The 20,173-nt window shown below is 35.7% G+C and carries 21 protein-coding genes; 6 read left to right on the top strand and 15 right to left on the bottom strand.

Going from position 1 to position 20,173, the window contains the following annotated elements; genetic code table 11:
- Window positions 1-7: 7 nt before the first annotated feature.
- Together F8162_RS15715 and F8162_RS15710 are read right to left on the bottom strand one after the other, a co-directional pair.
- Window positions 8-1,948, bottom strand: a complete 1,941-nt coding sequence (locus F8162_RS15715; protein ID WP_151631575.1) for a BglG family transcription antiterminator — start codon at window positions 1,946-1,948, stop codon at window positions 8-10.
- A gap of 225 nt (window positions 1,949-2,173) precedes the next feature.
- Window positions 2,174-3,262 carry a DUF871 domain-containing protein gene (locus F8162_RS15710; RefSeq protein WP_151631576.1) on the bottom strand — a complete coding sequence of 363 codons (1,089 nt, stop codon included), beginning with the start codon at window positions 3,260-3,262 and terminating at the stop codon, window positions 2,174-2,176.
- Window positions 3,263-3,580: 318 nt separating this feature from the next.
- On the opposite strand from F8162_RS15710, the gene F8162_RS15700 reads away from it, so the two are divergent.
- Window positions 3,581-4,783, top strand: coding sequence for an MFS transporter (locus tag F8162_RS15700; protein ID WP_048562484.1), 1,203 nt, complete (start codon window positions 3,581-3,583; stop codon window positions 4,781-4,783).
- Window positions 4,784-5,115: 332 nt separating this feature from the next.
- Window positions 5,116-6,771 carry a Na/Pi cotransporter family protein gene (locus F8162_RS15695; RefSeq protein ID WP_151631577.1) on the top strand — a complete coding sequence of 552 codons (1,656 nt, stop codon included), beginning with the start codon at window positions 5,116-5,118 and terminating at the stop codon, window positions 6,769-6,771.
- A 34-nt stretch (window positions 6,772-6,805) separates the two neighbouring features.
- Here the strand turns inward: F8162_RS15695 and F8162_RS15690 are convergent, their stop codons facing one another.
- Window positions 6,806-7,804, bottom strand: coding sequence for a YhdH/YhfP family quinone oxidoreductase (locus F8162_RS15690; protein ID WP_151631578.1), 999 nt, complete (start codon window positions 7,802-7,804; stop codon window positions 6,806-6,808).
- Window positions 7,805-8,118: 314 nt separating this feature from the next.
- Here F8162_RS15690 and F8162_RS15685 point away from each other — a divergent pair, with 314 nt between their 5' ends.
- Together F8162_RS15685 and F8162_RS15680 are read left to right on the top strand one after the other, a co-directional pair.
- Window positions 8,119-9,321 (top strand): LCP family protein, encoded by a 1,203-nt coding sequence (locus tag F8162_RS15685; RefSeq protein ID WP_151631579.1) that lies wholly within the window; start codon window positions 8,119-8,121, stop codon window positions 9,319-9,321.
- Window positions 9,322-9,469: 148 nt separating this feature from the next.
- Complete coding sequence (locus F8162_RS15680; RefSeq protein ID WP_076535726.1) at window positions 9,470-9,910, top strand: hypothetical protein; 441 nt, start codon at window positions 9,470-9,472, stop codon at window positions 9,908-9,910.
- A gap of 39 nt (window positions 9,911-9,949) precedes the next feature.
- Here the strand turns inward: F8162_RS15680 and F8162_RS15675 are convergent, their stop codons facing one another.
- The 9 genes from F8162_RS15675 to F8162_RS15635 all read right to left on the bottom strand — a co-directional run bounded on the left by F8162_RS15675 (window position 9,950) and on the right by F8162_RS15635 (window position 15,110).
- Window positions 9,950-10,714, bottom strand: a complete 765-nt coding sequence (locus F8162_RS15675) for a sulfite exporter TauE/SafE family protein (RefSeq protein WP_151631580.1) — start codon at window positions 10,712-10,714, stop codon at window positions 9,950-9,952.
- A gap of 33 nt (window positions 10,715-10,747) precedes the next feature.
- Complete coding sequence (locus tag F8162_RS15670; protein ID WP_151631581.1) at window positions 10,748-11,227, bottom strand: DsrE/DsrF/DrsH-like family protein; 480 nt, start codon at window positions 11,225-11,227, stop codon at window positions 10,748-10,750.
- 66 nt (window positions 11,228-11,293) lie between these two features.
- On the bottom strand, window positions 11,294-11,590 hold the full coding sequence (locus F8162_RS15665; RefSeq protein ID WP_151631582.1) for a rhodanese-like domain-containing protein: 297 nt from the start codon (window positions 11,588-11,590) through the stop codon (window positions 11,294-11,296).
- Window positions 11,591-11,604: 14 nt separating this feature from the next.
- Entirely contained in the window at window positions 11,605-11,964 is a 360-nt protein-coding gene (locus tag F8162_RS15660) for a rhodanese-like domain-containing protein (protein WP_151631583.1), read from the bottom strand.
- A 30-nt stretch (window positions 11,965-11,994) separates the two neighbouring features.
- Window positions 11,995-12,222 carry a sulfurtransferase TusA family protein gene (locus F8162_RS15655; RefSeq protein WP_151631584.1) on the bottom strand — a complete coding sequence of 76 codons (228 nt, stop codon included), beginning with the start codon at window positions 12,220-12,222 and terminating at the stop codon, window positions 11,995-11,997.
- A 34-nt stretch (window positions 12,223-12,256) separates the two neighbouring features.
- Window positions 12,257-13,387, bottom strand: coding sequence for an MBL fold metallo-hydrolase (locus F8162_RS15650; RefSeq protein WP_151631585.1), 1,131 nt, complete (start codon window positions 13,385-13,387; stop codon window positions 12,257-12,259).
- A gap of 38 nt (window positions 13,388-13,425) precedes the next feature.
- Window positions 13,426-13,986: a sulfurtransferase TusA family protein gene (locus tag F8162_RS15645; RefSeq protein WP_151631586.1), complete on the bottom strand. Its 561-nt coding sequence runs from the start codon at window positions 13,984-13,986 to the stop codon at window positions 13,426-13,428.
- 88 nt (window positions 13,987-14,074) lie between these two features.
- Window positions 14,075-14,338 carry a metal-sensitive transcriptional regulator gene (locus tag F8162_RS15640; RefSeq protein ID WP_000456206.1) on the bottom strand — a complete coding sequence of 88 codons (264 nt, stop codon included), beginning with the start codon at window positions 14,336-14,338 and terminating at the stop codon, window positions 14,075-14,077.
- 187 nt (window positions 14,339-14,525) lie between these two features.
- Complete coding sequence (locus F8162_RS15635; protein WP_151631587.1) at window positions 14,526-15,110, bottom strand: DUF3238 domain-containing protein; 585 nt, start codon at window positions 15,108-15,110, stop codon at window positions 14,526-14,528.
- Window positions 15,111-15,253: 143 nt separating this feature from the next.
- Here F8162_RS15635 and F8162_RS15630 point away from each other — a divergent pair, with 143 nt between their 5' ends.
- Window positions 15,254-15,727, top strand: a complete 474-nt coding sequence (locus F8162_RS15630) for a MarR family winged helix-turn-helix transcriptional regulator (protein ID WP_151631588.1) — start codon at window positions 15,254-15,256, stop codon at window positions 15,725-15,727.
- Window positions 15,728-15,855: 128 nt separating this feature from the next.
- On the opposite strand, the gene F8162_RS15625 is transcribed toward F8162_RS15630, so the two are convergent.
- The 3 genes from F8162_RS15625 to F8162_RS15615 form a co-directional block, all read right to left on the bottom strand.
- Window positions 15,856-17,118, bottom strand: coding sequence for a neutral/alkaline non-lysosomal ceramidase N-terminal domain-containing protein (locus F8162_RS15625; protein WP_151631589.1), 1,263 nt, complete (start codon window positions 17,116-17,118; stop codon window positions 15,856-15,858).
- A gap of 108 nt (window positions 17,119-17,226) precedes the next feature.
- A complete protein-coding gene (spoVR, locus tag F8162_RS15620) occupies window positions 17,227-18,642 on the bottom strand; it encodes a stage V sporulation protein SpoVR (RefSeq protein WP_151631590.1) in 1,416 nt (471 codons plus the stop codon).
- A gap of 114 nt (window positions 18,643-18,756) precedes the next feature.
- Window positions 18,757-19,317 carry a nitroreductase gene (locus F8162_RS15615; RefSeq protein ID WP_000214810.1) on the bottom strand — a complete coding sequence of 187 codons (561 nt, stop codon included), beginning with the start codon at window positions 19,315-19,317 and terminating at the stop codon, window positions 18,757-18,759.
- A gap of 232 nt (window positions 19,318-19,549) precedes the next feature.
- On the opposite strand from F8162_RS15615, the gene F8162_RS15610 reads away from it, so the two are divergent.
- Window positions 19,550-20,146: a hypothetical protein gene (locus F8162_RS15610; protein WP_151631591.1), complete on the top strand. Its 597-nt coding sequence runs from the start codon at window positions 19,550-19,552 to the stop codon at window positions 20,144-20,146.
- The last annotated feature ends 27 nt before the right edge of the window (window positions 20,147-20,173 follow it).

Genomic DNA, 20,173 nt, shown 5'->3' with positions numbered 1-20,173 from the left:
TACTTTTTTATATAGACAGTAATACCTCTTGGAAATCTTCAATTACTTCAGCATGCGTTAATTTCTCTATCGCACTTTGACTAGACATAATATCATATAAAAAATCATAAAGCTTTTGTAAATCTTCATTATTATTGCGCTTTACACTAAATAAAATAATAACTTGTACCTTCTTATCTCCCCAGTCAACCGCTTTATCGAGTGTACAAAACATTAAAAATGTTTTCTCACTTAATAACTGCATCGGATGTGGAATCGCAACTAAATTTCCAACCGCTGTAGGAGATGTATTCTCTCTTTCCATAACAGAATCATAAAAGTTTTCTGGTACATAGTTTTTCTCAACGGCTTTCTCACATAAAAATTGGATAACCTCTTCTTTCGTAGAAGCACTATGATTTAAAAAGATTAAATCTTCCTTTATATACTGCTGCACACTAGTATTCACATGCGTAAACAACTGCTGACCGATTGACTTAATCTCTTTATCATCAAATATTGAGTTTACTTTTATAACAGGCACAGGCAAACCACTTGGTATATGAATCGTACTAATAATACAATCTATCTTTTCTTTATAAAGATCTTCTACTTTCAATTGATAATAGCCTGTAATCCCTACAATCTCTAATTTATCTCGGAACTGTGATAAAATTTTATATTTCAATAGCTGGGCGCTTCCTTGACCAGTCGCACACACTAATAAACATCTTTTCTTTTGATTCTGCTCCTGCAAACGACTCATCGCTCCGCCAAAGTGAATCGCAATATAACCAATTTCACTTTCCGGAATCGATTCTCCTGTATATTCACCAATTATATCTCCAACGAGAACCGCAATTTCAAAAGCATACGGATAATTCTTTTTCACTTCTGCCAAAAGAGGGTTTCTCGTATTTAACTTATACTTCAAACGGTTTAATAACGTTTTTAAATGAACACCAAATCCAAATAATAATTCTTCATCATAATAAAAAATAAGATTCCGTTCTTCCGCTACTTTAAAAAGAATATGTTGCATAAATGCATATAGATCTTTCCCTAATAACTCTTCCACATTTTCATAACGATCTTTCGCTGTAACGGCAGTACTTAATAAATGCATCGTCACATATAAAACTTCTTCTTCGGGAAATGAAAGATGCAACGCTTTCTCTAAATCCCCTACAATCTCTTTCGCAATTGTATATTCTTTCTTTATGATAAGTTCAGCTTGCTCCTTATTTAGCCCTTTCATATAATGTTGATCTTCACAACGCTTTAACGCGATCGCAATATGAATGACTAAATTATCAATCTCTATATCTGATAAATATATCGTTCCTCCCTCGATATACTTTAATATAACCGAACGGATAAGCGGTATATGAGGTAACGATACATATGTATCACTCTGCTCAAATTGTTCATGAAACGGAGTATGGTCATAACGCGGTAAACCATATTGTGATAAACAAGAACGAATATGAAACTCCTCTCCCACAATACGTATACCATAATACGGTCTCTTTTCAATTTGTAATTGATAACGACCACATATATCTGTAACATCTTTCATAATTAAATTTACAGTCGATTTACTTACATAAATCTCCTCTGCTAACTGTGAAAGCTTCACATACCCCTCTGTCGTTAAAATACGTTGCAGAATGTACGCTATCCTTTCTTCATAAGAAGTTGGGATCTTTTCCGTCTGTTTTTGAAATAGACCCACGCAAAACTCTTCAAACTTCTTCATTTGTATAACTTCTAGTTCGTATCCAGTCCCTCTTTGCGATTCTATTTTTGCTCCGTTTTCTTCCAATATATCATTTAATAATTTTATATCTTTTTGAATCGTCTTCGTTGATACATGTAAACGGCTCGCTAAAAAAGCTCGATTTAACATCGATTTCTCTTCTAAAAACTCCTCTAAAATAGAAATTAATCGCTGATGCACTTTTGTCATAGCTCTTCCTCTCGCAGTTATATAAAGTGAAACTTTAATCAGTGGGGGTTTTGTTCATCCCCCACTGATTATTAGTTGAACCAATCGGGCTTTTACGGGCAGTTGATCCTCCACCTAACTTCTTTGTTTTCGCTAAATGTTGAGGTGGGGGTCTTACTGCCCGTTAATGCGGGGTAAAAAGGAAAAAGCTGCTGAGGTCAGTAGTTTTTTCCTTTTTTATTTAATCTATTTCTTTAATGTAAACCCGAATTTATCCCATGCTTGTAAATAATCTAATAAGAAAATTTCTTCTTCCACAATTCGGCCAACTACATTTGTTTTTCCTGTGTTCACCATATCTTTTAAAGCAATTTGTAATTCACCTTTATATTGACCATACTGTTCATTATCAATTAAAAGATCACCGCGTTTAATTTCGCGTGTATTATGTGGTTTGAACTCTTCTTTCTTATACTTCACACGACTTTGTGTCGAGCGAATCATGTATTCAGATACATCTCCGCGATAAAAATGCGGTTCCTCTAATACGATAATTTTTTCTAATTCTGTTGTTGTATCATATAACTCTATATCAAAAGTTTGTTTTTCTTTATTTAATGCACCTAATGCCTCTAATTCTTTTTCTGATGCATATGCATTCGCAATAATAACATCATCAATTAATTCTGTCGCAAACAAATGCTTCGCCTGTGTTGTCATCGGTAATTCACGATGCTGCTCTAACGTACATAATCCTTCTGTTACTGGCCAAGGTCCGTATGTTGCATCAAATGATGAAATAAAAGCAGCCGTTCTCATACCGTAATCTTTAAATTGTTTCGAGCATTTAATGAAATGATTGTATGATAATCCTGAATAACGATGCGGATAAAAATTATGGCAACCAATTAAATTTTCACGATTTGGTCTATGGCTCATGATATTATCAACATATTTCGTGCCGTTACTCATATTAATTTCAATTTTTAAGCCATATGGATTGTAAGTCATAATCGATTCTTCTAAACCAGAGAATCCAACATCTAAACGAATACCGTACGCACCTAATTCATGGAAGAACGATAAATCATTATATGAAATACCTAATTGTGTAAAGACAGCTGGACTAATATCAACTAATACTTGGAACCCTAATGCATTTGCATGAGAGATCGTTTCTTTAAACTCTTCTATAATTTTCTCTTTCTCTCCATCTACAGACAATAAGCATGTGAATACACGTGTAAATCCGTATTTACTTGCTACTGTTAAATATTCTTTATCTTTCTCTACTGTTGAATGTTCTGGATAAATAGAAATACCTAATCGTCTCATATGTACACGCCTCTTTCTTCATTGTTTTGTAAACCTTTTCAAATATATGTAGTGAAAAAGTATATATCCCCTTCTCATTCACCACTTTTTGAATCCGCTTTCTTTAAAGAAAAAACAATTTCTATCATTCACAACAACTACAAGTCTATACATCTATACTTTACAACTTTTTTTCATAGTTGTGTAGCTTTTACACAAATTTGTCAGTTTTTCCACCTCGAAAATTGTTATACGTTTTCAAGGCACCTTCCTTGACTGTTACATTGACCAATACATATACTCGAAAGAAAAGAGAAATTTTATATAGGGGATGAATATATGGGAGAAGCAATACTCGTAAAACGAGAATCGTTATGGACGAAAGAGTTTGTCGCTTTAATTTTTGCAAACTTATGTATGTTTTTAGGGTTTCAAATGTTAATTCCTACTTTACCTGTTTATGTGAAAGAAATTGGTGGCACAAGTTCTAATATCGGATTTGTTGTAGGCATGTTTACCGTGGCGGCACTTTTTGTTCGACCACTAACTGGAAACGCCTTGCAAAAATTCAATAAAAAAATCATTTTAATGATCGGTACTGCTATTTGTTTACTCGCTATGGGTAGTTATCTTTTCGCTTCAACCGTTTTCCTATTACTTGCCGTTCGAATTTTACACGGAGCTGGCTTTGGTATTACAACGACTACATATGGAACTGTCGTTTCAGATTTAATTCCGCAAGCTCGACGCGGCGAAGGCATGGGATATTTCGGTCTTTCTGGAACAATTGCAATGGCGCTCGGTCCACTTATCGGACTTTGGCTTATGCAAACATATAACTTCACGATTCTTTTTTTATGTGCACTTTCATGTACAATTGTTTCATTAATATTAACGAAACTACTTCAAATCAAAAAATCGCCGCAACCACCACAGCAAACATCTGGTACTTTTCTCGATGGATTTATTGAGCGCAAAGCTTTACTTCCTTCATTATTAATATTATGTATTACATTAATGTACGGCGGAATCGGGAGCTTTATTACATTATTTGCTACGGAAGTCGGAATTGCTGATATAAGCCTCTTCTTCTTATTTAATGCACTTGCAATCGCTGTCACTCGTCCGTTTTCTGGAAAGTTATACGATGCGAAAGGTCATGCATTCGTTATTATTCCAGGGGTTATCATTACGTTTACAGGTATTATTTTATTGTCGTATACAACTACCATTCCGAGTTTAATTATTGCAGCAGCATGCTACGGAAGTGGTTTTGGAGCGATTCAACCTGCACTACAAGCATGGATGATCGACCGAGTAGCACCGCACCGACGAGGAGTCGCAACAGCTACATTCTTCTCAGCATTTGACCTCGGCATTGGCGCTGGCGCAATTATATTTGGATTCATTGCACATTTTACAAACTACGCAACTGTATATCGTTATTCCTCTCTATTACTTATTGCTTTCCTATTCATTTACATTACAAGTATAAGAAAGCAAAAGCATGGAGATAAAAACAGAGAAAAAGCTGCTGGATAATTTCAGTGGCTTTTTTTATCGTATTTTTGCTGTTATAAAACTACATGCATTTTCCTACATATTTTTTTAACTTTCATCAAAAAATATACGATGAACTCGCAGACGCTTTCCTTGATATTTAATTGAAAAACACTATTCTAAAAAGTGTGATTTCTTTACAAAAACACCGTTTATATAAGGATAAAACCAATTAAATCCAGCTGTTTCTTTAAAGATTTGTAAACTTTTTATCCCTTTGTAAATTTAGTGTAAATTTTACTGATAAACCGTTTACAGTGCCTCAAGGTTTAGTTAATAATTACATCGTACATGAAATTTAAGGAGTGGAATGCGTGGAATACAATATTCAAGATATGATCTTCCAGTTCATTGGTGGATTAGGTATTTTCTTATTCGGTATTAAATACATGGGCGATGGACTGCAACAAGCAGCTGGAGATCGTCTTCGCGATATTTTAGATCGCTTTACAACAAACCCACTTATGGGTGTACTAGCAGGTATGTTAGTTACTGTATTAATCCAATCAAGTTCAGGAACAACCGCTTTAACAGTCGGACTTGTAAGTGCCGGATTTATGACATTAAGACAAGCAATTGGTGTTATTATGGGTGCGAACATCGGAACGACAGTTACTGCCTTTATTATCGGAATTAAAATCGGAGAATACGCTCTCCCAATTATGGCAGTTGGAGCTATCTTACTATTCTTCTTTAAAAATAAAAAAGTACATTCTCTAGGTCAAGTTATATTCGGTTTTGGTATGTTATTCTTCGGTTTAGAATTAATGAGTGCAGGTATGAAACCTCTTCGCTCTTTAGAGTCATTCCAAGAGTTAACGGTTAGCATGAGTGATAACCCAATTTTAGGAGTTGTTGTTGGTACAGTCTTCACTTTAATTGTACAAAGTTCAAGTGCCACAATCGGTATTTTGCAAGAACTATTCGGTCAAGGTGCAATCGATTTACAAGCTGCCCTTCCTGTATTATTCGGTGATAATATCGGTACAACAATTACAGCTGTATTAGCAGCAATCGGTACTTCAATTGCAGCAAGACGTGCAGCATTAGTTCACGTTATCTTTAATATCGTCGGTACAATCATATTTACGATTTTATTAGTACCATTTACAAGCTTAATTCAATATTTCCAAACGTCATTAAATTTAAATCCAGAAATGACAATTGCATTTGCACACGGAACATTTAACATAACAAATGCAGTTATTCAATTCCCGTTCATCGCTGTATTAGCATGGATTGTAACAAAACTTATTCGCGGCGAAGATTCTGCTATTGATTTCAAACCGCAACATTTAAATCCAATCTTTATTGAGCAATCGCCAGCTATCGCTTTAACAGAAGCTCAAAAAGAAATCATCCGTATGGCTGAGTTTTCATTACATGGATTAAAAGAAGCAAACAAATTTTTAAATACACAAGACAAAAAACACGCTGATATGGCTACTCAATTAGAAGGAGCTATTAACAATTTAGATAAAAAAATTACCGAGTATTTAGTTTTACTATCAGAAAAACCACTTTCACCAACAGACTCTGAGAAGCATTCTGTTTTAGCAGGTGTTGTTGGAGATATTGAACGTGTCGGTGATCATGTAGAAAACCTTGTAGAACTTGTAGACTTCCAAATTTCAAACCGTGTTTCCCTATCAGACGAAGCGCTAGCTGAATTAAATGAAATGCTTGAGTTAACAATTTCAACATTACAAGATGCAATCAACGCTTTAACAAACTTTGACACTGAACTAGCTCAAACGGTTATTGCAAAAGAACGTAAAATTGACCAAATGGAACGTGTTCTTCGTAAACGTCATGTATTACGTCTGAACGAACGTAGCTGTTCAGGTGATGCAAGTATCATCTACGTTGATATGGTAAGTAACTTAGAGCGTATTGGTGATCACGCTGTAAATATTGCTGATGGTGTTTTAGGTGAACAAGGTAAAATCAATTTAAAACAATCATTATAATAGGAAAGAGACGCTAATGTAAGCGTCTCTTTTTTCATTTCATATTTATAACTGTTCTTCCTTTTAACCTTCCTTGCAATATAAGTGTAAACTTTTCATCTAACTCTTCTAATGTACATTCTTCTGTATAAGATCGTAGCTCTTTATTTTCCCATTCACTTGCTAAAAGCGTCCATACATCTCTTCTCACATCCACTGGGCATTGCACAGAATCTATTCCTAAAAGGCTTATACCTCGCAAAATAAACGGATATACCGTCGTTTGTAGTTCCTGCCCTGCCACATTACCGCACGTCGTTACACAACCACCATACTTTACCGTTTTTAAAGCTGTTTCTAACATCCTTCCACCTACAGTATCGATAACCCCGGCGTATATCCCTTTTAACATCGGCCTTCCTGATTCATCATTCAATTCCGCACGATGAATCACTTTTTTCGCTCCTAGACGTAGTAGCATCTCTTCCTCTTCCATTTTTCCTGTCGCTCCTACTACGTTAAATCCTAATTTACTTAAAATACTAACAGCTACACTCCCTACGCCGCCTGTTGCACCCGTTACTAAAACATCTCCCATACTAGGCGTTATGCCTGCTCCAATAAGCTTATATACTGATAAAGCAGCTGTAAAACCTGCTGTTCCGTACATCATACTTTCCTTTAATGACATTCCCTCTGGTAAAGGGATGATCCAAGATGCTGGCACGCGAATATACTCTCCGAAACCACCAGAAGTATTCATACCTAAATCATATCCCGTTACAATGACTTGATCTCCTACCTTAATGGTTTCATCTGAACTACTCACAACCACTCCTGCTGCATCAATCCCTGGCGTATGAGGATATGTTCTCGTAACACCTTTATTACCCGTGGCTGAAAGCACATCTTTATAATTTAATGAAGAATAATGAACCTGTATTAATACGTCTCCCTCAGGTAAACTACTTACTTCTCTCTCTACAACGTTTCTTACAAACTGCTGACTTTCTGTTTCGTTCACAACGATTGCTCGGAATGATGTATGATTCACTATGCCCTCTCCTCTATCCGTAAATTTCTTCTTTATTATATAGAAGAAATAAGTAAACCTACTCATTTCTTCTTGGCTATATTTCAACAAATCTTACTTCTCTATTACTTTCTCACAATACATATTTCCATTTCTACTAAAACAACTTATACTTATTCTACATCTGAAAAATAAAATATAAAAAATCTGACTTTTTATAAATATATTGAATTTTTACGAAATGTAAATGATTTGTAATGTTTTTTTTCGTCAAATTTCATTATAATAAGGGGATATGAGTGTCGTATTTCAATTCAAATGAAGGAGTACAAGAAATGGAGCAAAACCCATCTTTGCAAGAAAATACACGCAGTAAACCGAAAAAAGGTAAGAAAAAAACAAAAATTATTATAAGCGTTATTCTATTCTTTTTAATAATAGGTGGCGGTTATACTTGGTTTTTAGTAAATAAAGCATCTTCTGCTGTTCGAAATGCCGCACACGATTTAGCGCGCGGTGATAAATCTAATTTACGTGATAAAGCTGTAAAACCTATCACAAATAACGTCTCTGTCTTAGTCATGGGTGTTGATGAAAGCGATGTCCGTGGGAAAGAATATGGTGAAGCTATAAGAACGGATGCCCTATTACTTGCAACATTTAATAAGGATAGCAAAACTGTAAAACTATTAAGTATTCCACGAGATACATATACTTATATCCCAGTGGAAAAGAAAAAAGATAAAATTACACACGCTCATGCATACGGTTCTACTAAAAACGGAAAAGATGGTGGACCACAAGCAAGTATTGATGCAGTTGAAAAATTAATGAATGTTCCTGTCGATTACTTTGTAAAGTTTAACTTCAAATCATTTATGAAAATTGTCGATGATTTAGGCGGGATTGAAGTCGATGTACCAGTTGAATTTACTGAACAAGATAGCAATGATAATGCTGATGCAATTCATCTGAAGAAAGGTGTTCAAAAGCTAAACAGTGAAGAAGCTCTTGCTCTTGCTAGAACGCGCCACATCGATAGTGATGCAATGCGTGGACAACGTCAACAACTCGTTATTGAAGCAATTTTAAAGAAACTAACAAGCGTTGGATCTGTAACAAAAGTTGGTAACATCATTGATGATATTAACGGACAATTCGTTACTAACTTAACATTCGATGATATGCTTTCATTCTACAAGTACGGATCGGATTCAGAAATTGAGAAATTACAAATTCAAGGTGAAGACTGCTATATGGAAAAAGGTGACGATACATGTAGCAAATCTGCTGGTGGCGGCCGAACGTATTACTACAATCCAGATAAAAAAGAATTAGCAACTGTTACAAACGAACTTCGTACTCACCTTGGATTACCTGCATATACAAAAACAGACTCTAATTCGAAGAAAACAAGCACAGAGAAAACAAAAGAATCTAAGTCTGAAAATTCAAGTGAACGCGAATCAAGTAACAATGAAGTGAAAAATAAAAATAGCAGTGAAGACACAGAAACATCGTCTAATGACAATGAATAAAAAAGAAGCAGCTCTCTATGGAGGTAGAGAGCTGTTTCTTTTTATTTCTTCGAAATCAAAAATCAGAACTTTCTAACTATCTTTTTTAATATTTTTAAATTATAATAAATAGTAGCAATCTATTCCAATTATCAGGGGGCTCATACATATGAAAGCTGCAGTAAAACATAACATCTCAGATTTTAAAGACTACTTAAAGTCAAACGATATATTCATGGAAGAAAATATAGATGAAAATGATGGATCTGTTCACTTTTCAGTAGGATTAGAGACAGAAGCTGGCGCAAAAATTCAACTTATCGCTGCTTTCCAAAACGAACATCCTACTGTAGATATATACTGCTTCAATGTTGCTCACGTACCGGATGCAACAGCAACAAATGATATTTTGCACGTTATCAATGAATTAAACACATCTTATCGATTTGCAAAATTCACATTAAACAAGCAAAATGCAATTGATATTTCAGCATCACTTGCATTCTCAGAACCAAACTTTAATCCAGCACTTGTCTTTGAACATACGAGAATGCTATATAAATTAGCAAATGACGAATATAAAAACTTAATGAAAGTTATTTGGGCATAAGAAAAAAATGGTGTTGCACGTTAAGCAACACCATTTTTTTTACTTCAATATCATATCAATCCACATCTTAACAGCAGTGCCTACAATTAAAATTGATAACATATATTGCAATACTTTTTGATTTAATCTCTTCCCAACTCGCGCTCCAAGCGGCGCAGCAAAGATACTTGCAACCGCAATAATAAGAGCTGGAATTACAACTACTTGACCAGTTATCACTTTTCCAGTCGTAATCCCTACTGAGGAAATAAACGTAATAGCGATAGATGTCGCTATTGTTGTACGTATCGGCAATTTTAAAATAACTAGCATAATCGGAACTAATAAAAAAGAACCTCCAGCACCTATAATGCCTGATGCTCCTCCTACAATAAACGCTAACAAACTTGCTAACCATCTATTGTATTTCACTTCATCACTATTATTTCGTTTCGGTACGAACATCATAATAGCAGCAATTGTTGCTAATGCGGCATAAACAAGATTGACCGTATGTTCCTCTAATACATTAGCACCAAAACTCCCTATGAAACTTCCTATTAAAATACTAGCTCCCATATACATAACTAGCGTTTTATCCATATCATTACTTTTCCGATAGGCCCATGCCCCTGCAAAAGTTGCAAAGAATACTTGCACCGCTGTAATACCACTCACTTCATGTGACGTATAGCCAGTAAATCCTAGCAATACCGGAATGTATAGGATCATCGGATAATTAATAATCGCACCGCCAATTCCAACCATTCCTGATATAAACGATCCTATAAACCCAATTATAAAAAGTAATACGACTAAACTCACCTTATATCCCCCGCCTTCTAAAAAGAAGGTGATTTAAATGAATAAATTTACATTCCCATCCGAAGCATCTGCTAAATAAGCTCCTACTCCTGCAAACTCTACCCCTTCCATAATCTCTTCCTCTTTTAACCCTAATAAATCTACCGTCATTTGACAAGCTACAAGTTTAATTCCCTGTTCTTTCGCCAAATCCATTAAATCTGGTAAAGGCATCGCATTTTGTTTTTTCATAATACCTTTAATCATTTTTGGTCCCATACCGGCAAAATTCATTTTGGATAATCCCATCTTATCCACACCACGCGGCATCATTTTTCCAAATACTTTTTCTATGAAAGTTTTCTTCACCTTCACATGTTCATCTTTCCTTAAAGCATTTAATCCCCAAAAAGTATGAAAAATAGTTACCTCTTGATCATACGCCGCTGCACCATTTGCAATTATATAAGCAGCCATCGCTTTATCATAATCTCCGCTAAATAAAACAATTGTTGTTTTCTTCTGTTGTTCCATGTTGTTCTCCCTCCAATTACCTATAGGGGTATTCATTTGTTTATAAAAAGGCTCAAATCACTTACTTCATATGACTTTACCTTCCCACGCTAACATACCACCTACCATATTGATTGCTTGAAAACCGTAGCTCTCTAAAAACTGAACTGCTCGTGCACTTCTTCCGCCAGAGCGACAAACGATAATATACTCTTTCTTTTTATCCAACTCATGCATTCGAAATTCCAATAATCCTAGTGGAATATTACACGCTTCTGAGATTTTCCCCTCGGCGACTTCTTCTACTTCACGTACGTCTACGATATTTACTGCTTCTTTACGTAACAATTTTTCTTCTAATTCTTTTACTGTCATTTCTTTCATTTCAAATTCCCTCCTCACAAACCATTCATACCACCTGAAACATTGATAACGTGCTGGAATCCTAATTTCTTTAGTACTTTTGCCGCTTGCTTACTTCTCATCCCGCTCTGACAAATAACGATTATTTCCTGATTTTTATCTAACTGACTTGCCTTACTCGCTAACTCATTTAGCGGGATATTTTTGAATCCTTTCATATGATTTCCTCTATATTCACCTACTGTGCGAACATCGATAAATTGTTTCCCCTTTTTCCCCGCTATACTCTTTAATTCTTTCCCACTTATATTTTGAACACCTTTTACCGGTAAAAAACGTGAAATAACAAACACTGCAGCCAGTACAATGAAAAGCGTACTTAATATTGTATTCATATAACCAACCCCTCTACATTTATAAACATGCTACGCCTTCTTAATCCAGAATTTCAGCACATCAGCTTCTTCTACATGCTTTACAATGTCATGACCACCTTTATTTGCCCACACTGGAATATCCTTAACTGACCCTTTATCCGTTACATGTACTTCTAACACTTCTCCAGTTTGCAAAGTATCCATCGCTTTCTTCGTTCTTACAATCGGCATTGGACATGCTAAACCTTTCGCATCTAATACTTGTTTTATATTCATCGTCGATTCCTCCATTTTTTATTTGTTTATTTCATTATTCATGCACTGCACAACGATTTGGACCAATCTCCATTTCACGCTCTTCATCCGCACTCGGATGGATTTTACCCATATTCGTTTGACGAATTTCTTCGTAAGCATTCGGCTGAGGTGGTAAATTCTCTGTTACAACTTTACGAAACTCTCCCACATCCTCAATGTTTAGCCCTGTATTATACGCAAATAAATCTTTTAGCTTTGCGCTCACAACACCATGCTCATCCATTTCACTTATTTTTGAATAATGAGCTGGTAACACAATTAATTGTTGAGATAGTACTTTATATCGGTCATATAGAGTTTCTCGTAAATCACTCACCCAATCTTCAGCCTTTCCAGCAAGATCTGGACGCCCGATTGAATCTACAAATAAAATATCGCCTGATAATAAATAGGAATCATCTACAATAAATGATGTACTTCCAATCGTATGCCCCGGTGAGTATAATGCGTCAATTTCAATTGTGGTACCCCCCACCGTAATAACAGACCCTTCAACAAGCGGTTTATATGAGAAAACAACTTCCTCCGCATCTTTCGGCGGTAACCAATACGTGCCACCTACGCTTTCAGCTAACTTACGTCCTCCAGAAATATGGTCTGCATGCAAATGTGTATCCATTACATTCGTAATCGTAACGCCATGCTCTTTCGCAAACTCTTCATATGCTTCAACAGTTCTTACCGCATCAATAACTGCTGCTTCTCCGTTTGAAACGACCATATAAGATAAACAGCCTTTTCCAAGGCGGTTAAATTGATATATACTTCCTCCGCCCTGTACATCTCCTACTTTTAGCGGTTTCACATACTCACTCCATGCTTTCATACCGCCAGCTAAATAAAAAACATTCTGGAAGCCAGCCTCCAACAATTGCTCAGCAACAAACAGTGAAGAACCTTCTTTTGCACATACGACTAATATTTCTTTCTCCCTCGGCAATTCACTTGCAATATGATCTACACCATCTAATAAATCAAAATACGGTTTATTTATAGAAGAAATTTGTTTCCCTTCAATTTTCCAATCTTCATAATCCGGCTCATTACGAACATCTAAAATGAACAACTCTCCGAATAAAACTTTCTCTGCAACATCTTTTGCATATAACGGTTTAATGCCCATCTAATTACCCCCATAGGTATATTTTTATTTAAAAAATTTTATTTTTCCACATTCCCTTGCCACTCTAACATACCTGGAATGACATTTTTCACATTTGCATACCCTTTCTCTTTCAACATGTGGCAAGCTACATCACTACGGTTACCAGTTCGGCAAACAACATAAATTTGCTTCGTCTGATCTAATGCTGCACTGCCCAGTTCTCCTAACGGAACTGAAATAGCCGATGGAATATGACCAAAAGCAAATTCAGCCGCTTCACGAACATCTAATACAATGCACTCTTCACCACTTAATAATATCTCTTGCAATTCCGCATTTGTAATTGTTTGAGGATAATTCACTACTTCATTCACTTCATGCTCATGTGCTTTTCTAACGTAATGCATCAATAGATCGCCTTCTTGTTTCGTCCCGATATATTGATGACCTACTTTACTCGCCCAACTTTGTATATCTACAGTAGACCCTTTATCTGTTGCCTGAACTTCAATCACTTGCCCTGATGTCAAACCTTCCATCGCCTTCTTCGTCTTCACAATCGGCATCGGGCAAGCCAAACCTTTACAATCTAAACTCATATCCACTTTTATACTCATAGTCGATTCCTCCATAATTTATATACATATACCTGTAGGGGTATAATAAAGTGTTTTTGAAAATCTGTCAACACTTATGTTTGACAGATTATCGGCTTTTTACAAGTAATTGAACCGCTTCTTTAATTAACTCTTCATTTGAACCATTACCGCTTTCAAACTGCTCACGTAAACATTGCTCTAAATTTGTTCCCACAACAAGTCCAATTGTACGATCAAGTGCAGAACGAGATGCCGTTAACTGTGTAATAACCTCTCGGCAATCTTTTCCTTCTTCCATCATACGAAGTACACCACGAACTTGCCCTTCAATACGTTTCAATCTATTTTTCATATCTTGATTGTATTCCAATGCAACCCACCTCCGTATTTATAACTATATTATACATTACTTTGTAACTTTGTATAATATCATATACCCTTAAGGGTATATTGTAAAGCGTTTTGTTTTTTTGAACCTTACTAACGTATAGTAAAAATGCAAAAGCCACTGATCCTATTGGCTTTTGCACTTCTCAACTACACTGCATTATTATTTCTTATAAACTCTTTGTAAAACTATAATCCATTTCTCCACCTAGTGCTGCAGCTGTATCACCAGTTTCTCTAAAATCATGTGTATATATTTTTTCAAATGAACCGAAATCTACTTGCTTATAAAATTCAAAACAAGGGAATCCATCATGCTCTCCTTGCATATCAATACTACCATCCTTTTTCACACATACATGTAATACATAATCTACAGGAGGTGCATATATATTTAACGGATTACTTGCGCTCGCACTCATTTTAAATTGCACACTATCAAGATTCCATACAATATTCGTACACACAATATTTTCAGTACTCGCTTTTCCTGTTCTTTTATTCACAGAACCATCTGGATTCGTAACCTTCTCTGTCGTAATACCCGTGTTCGCATATGAAAACACTTCTTCTTTATAAAAATCAACTACTACCTCTTGCTCAACTCTAGAGCGCATAGTATTTACCGCATGTGGTGTAAATTCGCGTGAATCACCTTCGAATTGAATTATTTTTCCTGTTTCCATATCCTTCTTCGGTTCTGTCCAAGACATTGGAATAAATACGTTAGCTCTAATTTTTACGATATTAACCATATGAAACCTCCGTTAACTCTATTTATATAAATTATTATTTGTACTATACAGGATATAGTCAATTTGATTGACTATATCCTGTATAGTACAATAGGTTCCATATGTAGTCAACTTAATTGACTATAGTTTCGGAGGTTATATACATGAATCATCAAACATTTAACGAACTAGACCTTACTTCACTTTTATCATTATCTTTCAGTACATTAATTACTGAACTGCATGACAAATTAAGTGAATTGGGATTTGAAGATATTAGGCCAGCACACGGTTTTATGTTCAAACGTATCCTTCCTAATGGAGCAACAGGTATAGAATTAGCTGAGTATTTAGGGGTTTCTAAGCAAGCTGTAAGCAAAATGATCGATTCTCTTGAAAACAGTGGTTATGTCACGCGCAAAAAGCATCCTACTGATAAAAGAGGTAAAATCATTATTTTAACCGAACGTGGTTTAGCCGTAATGAAAGCGAAAGAGAAAATAGTAGCTGAAATAGAGCTGCGCTGGATTGAAAATATAGGTGCAGAACGAATGCAAATGCTGAAAGAGGATTTAACAACATTCGTCGCTAAAGAAAATACAGAGAAATTATCATCAAATATACGACCTGTTTGGTAAGCGAACACTCCATATAAAAAACGAATCCACTTTGATCAGTCTTTTTCAAAATGGATTCGTTTTCTACAGTTTTATTAATAATTATTGCTTCTGTTAAATTTCATATCAAATATGCAAGAGTCTATATTTTACGCATTATATAATTCCCTAACTCTCTGCACGACTAATTCTGCCGTATTCTCCTTCGGTGGCATCAACAAATTTGTAACCATTCCATACACAATAGGGCTTAAGTCCACTTCATATCCGCCATATGCATACTCCTCTTTTATTGGTAAATAACCAAGATATCCATTCGTATATCCACCAAAGAAAGCTAATTCATTTTGAAGACTCTCTTTCATTTCTAACGCAGTTTCTGAAAAAGGTTCCATCGGTATACCAGAGAACATACCATCATTAACTTGAAACAGTTGAACTTCTAAATCAATACGTAACTGCCGAATACCTTGCTTATATTTCTCTAAAACGATAGTAAGCCATTCATCCGTATTCACACCCCACTGCTTCTCCGCTAATTGAGCCATGCTTCGTATCTCATTCATTTCAGGAATATCTTTCAACTTCATTTGCATCGTACTCGAAACTGTTCTTAAATTTACAATTGGGCTGTATGTAACTGTTGGCAACATCGTTAATACATGTCCACTAAGTGTGTAAGCCATTTGCTTTAATGCTTCCCTTGAACCGCGATACTTCGCATTTACATTACCAGCAGCTCCTTGCACAATAATAACAGGGCAGTTTACGATCTTCTCAAGAATCTCCCTCGTCATTCCAGGATAATCCGCTGATAATACATCGCTATCACCTTTTAAAACATTCGGATGCGCAGTACAAAATACTACAATACCAAATAGCTCCTTCGTTTCAGCATTTCTTATTGCTAACATGCCAATTCGTTTATCTACAACGCCCTCTATATTTGTTCCCATCTTTGCTCTTCCATCAGATGTTCTCTCTCTTCGATTTATCCCAATATCACCTGTCGTAACACCCCAGCCCACTTCACATAACTTCAAATTGTTATTAACAGTAACAGCACTCTGCACTACATTATTTACTAAAATTGTTTTATACGACTTTACTAAAGGTTGCTCACCAACAGTTTCCGGACCAGAGTGTGTATGTGTATAAACAACTGTTATTCGCTCGAATGGCACATGAAGCCTACTAGCTACTCGCTCACGAATGATACTCGTATCTTCTACTAACATTCCAATATTATCAATACTTATAAACACAGTTTTCATTTCATCTTTTTCAAATACAAAAACTGTCCCATAAATACGCTCTTCAATATTATTTATTCCTGTCTCTCTATGGTATCCAACAAAATCAATACCGACAGGCGGCGTAATATCTACCTTGCAAACCCCTACTTTGCTCATTTGAATTGCTCCATTTCTATATGTAACTCCTTTTCTTCAAGAATAGCATATTTGACTTTGTTCCAAATAAAAAAGAACGGACATAGCATTCTATGTCCGTTCTTTCCTTCACACATACTTCCGATGCACCATCTTCCCATCATAAGAAAACACAACGCCCTTACTCTCCACAATGGACTCCATATGCACTGTTCTTCCCCATAACTGATGAAGGTATGGCAGTACTTTTTCTAAGTATTTTAAATCAAGCTCGATTCCTTCGTAACTATGCTTAATGTATAATTCTCCGTTCTTTAAGTAGTCCCCATCTTCTACTACTAAGTACGGGAAACCTCCATTTGTACGCATATTTACGAGCTGATCACGTACCTGTTCCCACTCTTTATCTATTACTTTATATTCTTTTCCTTGGCGTTGGAATAAGTACATATCTTCTCTCATTACGAGATCTTTATTTAAGTAGTTTCTTAAGAATGATACATCCCACTCAATTTCGCGTACTTCAAAGATTTTGTCACGACCAGATCCTGGTTTTACACCGCGTCGTTTCATTTCTTCTGTCGGGTTGTTGTAGCGTTCTTCAATATCTTCAAACATTTTAATACCGAGGTAGTATGGGTTAATACTCGTTTTTGATGGCTGAACGACACCTGCATTAAGCTTTGCGAATTCAATTGCTTCAGAAGATGTTAAGTCCATTTCACGGAGTATGCGTTGATGCCAGTACGAAGCCCAACCTTCGTTCATAATCTTCGTTTCAAGCTGCGGCCAGAAATATAACATTTCCTCGCGCATCATCGTTAATATATCGCGTTGCCAATCTTCTAGCTCACGGCTATATTCTTCAATAAAGAGTAGTAAATCTTTCTCTGGTTGCGGCGGAATTTTCTTCTTTTTATGCATATTAGGTCGTTCTCTCTTTTTGTTTCGATCATCTAAATTCCATAAATCATCGTACTGTGATATCTTTTTCTTTTCTACCTCCTCTTCTAAATCTTCAATACTCCACGCAAGTTTTGGACGCATAAGCGATGGATCAATGTGCTCTTGAATAGCAAGTACGGCATCCAAAAATGTTTCTACTTCTGCCTTTCCGTACTTATGCTCATATGCTTTCACGCGATCAGCCGTTGCTGCCATACTCTCCACCATATCCCGTTTCGTATTAGAGAAGCGAATATTATTTTTAAAGAAATCACAGTGTGCTAAAACGTGCGCTACAATTAATTTATTTTGAATTAGCGAGTTCGTATCTAATAAAAAGGCATAACATGGATCAGAGTTAATAACGAGTTCGTATATTTTACTAAGACCTAAATCGTATTGTAATTTCATTCTGAAAAACTGTTTTCCAAAACTCCAATGTGAAAACCGCGTCGGCATCCCATATGCACCAAATGTATAAATAATTTCCGCTGGACATATTTCATAACGCATCGGATAAAAATCAAGCCCAAATCCAGTCGCAATTTCCGTAATTTCCGCAATCGCATATTGCAGTGCTTTATCGTCACTTGCTCTCATTATTTTCCCTCCTTACACTTTCCCTTAAGAAAGTGTATGACGAGGAACAAGCTTTCATGAGGATTGATTGCATAATAAAAAGACATCCTCATAAAAACGAGAATGTCTCATCTATTAACCTTCAATAATCTCCATTTTCTCCGTAATCGGTGTACGAGCTTTTCCTTCTGGCGCTTTATCGAAATAGCCAAGGTGGAGAATTCCAACGATACGTTGACCTCTTGTTAAACCCAGTCCTTCTATAAATAATGGATTGTAGTTTAATCCGCCTGATTTCCAAACACAACCTAATCCACGTTCCCAAGCAAGCAGTTGGAAGTTTTGCATAAATGCACATGTTGCAGCGTAATCTTCATCACGTTGAATTTGACGAGGGTCCTCATTTATATATACAACGATTTGTGCTGGCGTGCTTAAGAAACGATCTGATAAAATTTTACCGCGTTTCGCTCTTTCTTCTTCTGTGAAAGAGTTTAATACTGCGTCGACCAATTTCTGACGGCCTTCTCCAATGTATAATTTACAATTCCATGGTTCACGGTGTTTATGATTCGGTGCCCACGTTGCGTCGTTTAATAGTTCAATTAATAACTCTTTATCTACTGCTTTATCTGTAAATGTACGAACAGAACGTCTTTCTTTAATCACATTTGCGATGGAAGTATATGTAGTCATATTTTTCTCTCCCTTATTTTATCTATATGTATAAGTTTGTTATTGATATTGATTTTCAATTTCGATTATACCCTAGTTTTTTACTATTAATCAATGTTTTATGTTGGAAAACTTCTAAAAACGTCATTTCATACTTGTGAATAAAAAAACTTGATTTGTTCACAAGTATTTCACATTTTATGGAAATGATATGCGTACAGTTTTCCACATTATCCATCTAGGAGGAGTTTATATGTACAAAAAAATCGCAGTAAGTATGACCATGGTAACATTATTATTCGGGGCAACCGTCTTCCCTACTTTCGCTGCCACGCCAAAAGAAGTAACATTGCACCATCATAAACCTATTTCAGAAGAAGAAATGCAGTCGTTCGAAAAACTCGGCTATAACAAACATGAAATTTGGAAAGCTGCTCATATTGCAAGAATGAGTAAAAAAGAAATAAAAGACGTTTTAGCTTACTATAAACAAAATAAATCTTGGGAGAAAACAGCCGAGCATTTCGGTGTAGATCCAAGTAAGTTGAAAAAGCATCATATGAATAAAGAAACAAAGCAAGCACTGCTACAACATTTAGCAACTATGCAAAAATCCACACCGGATCAGCTAAAGCAAAAAATGAAGGAATATAATATCGGCTTGCGGCAGCTCACGGTATTAACAATCATTTCTCAAAAAAGTAATACCCCTCTTGATGATGTGCTAAAAATGAAAAAAGATGGAATGGACATTAAACAAATTGCTGAAAAACTAAATGTAAAAAAAGAAGATATAAAAGCGGAAATGATGGAATTAGTGAAGTCTATTAAAGAAAAGAAAACAAATTAACATGCCAAAAAGGAAGAGATTTTCAAT

Source organism: Bacillus sp. CH140a_4T, assembly GCF_008923725.1.
Classification (GTDB): domain Bacteria; phylum Bacillota; class Bacilli; order Bacillales; family Bacillaceae_G; genus Bacillus_A.
This window is presented reverse-complemented; position numbering and strand designations above follow the sequence as displayed.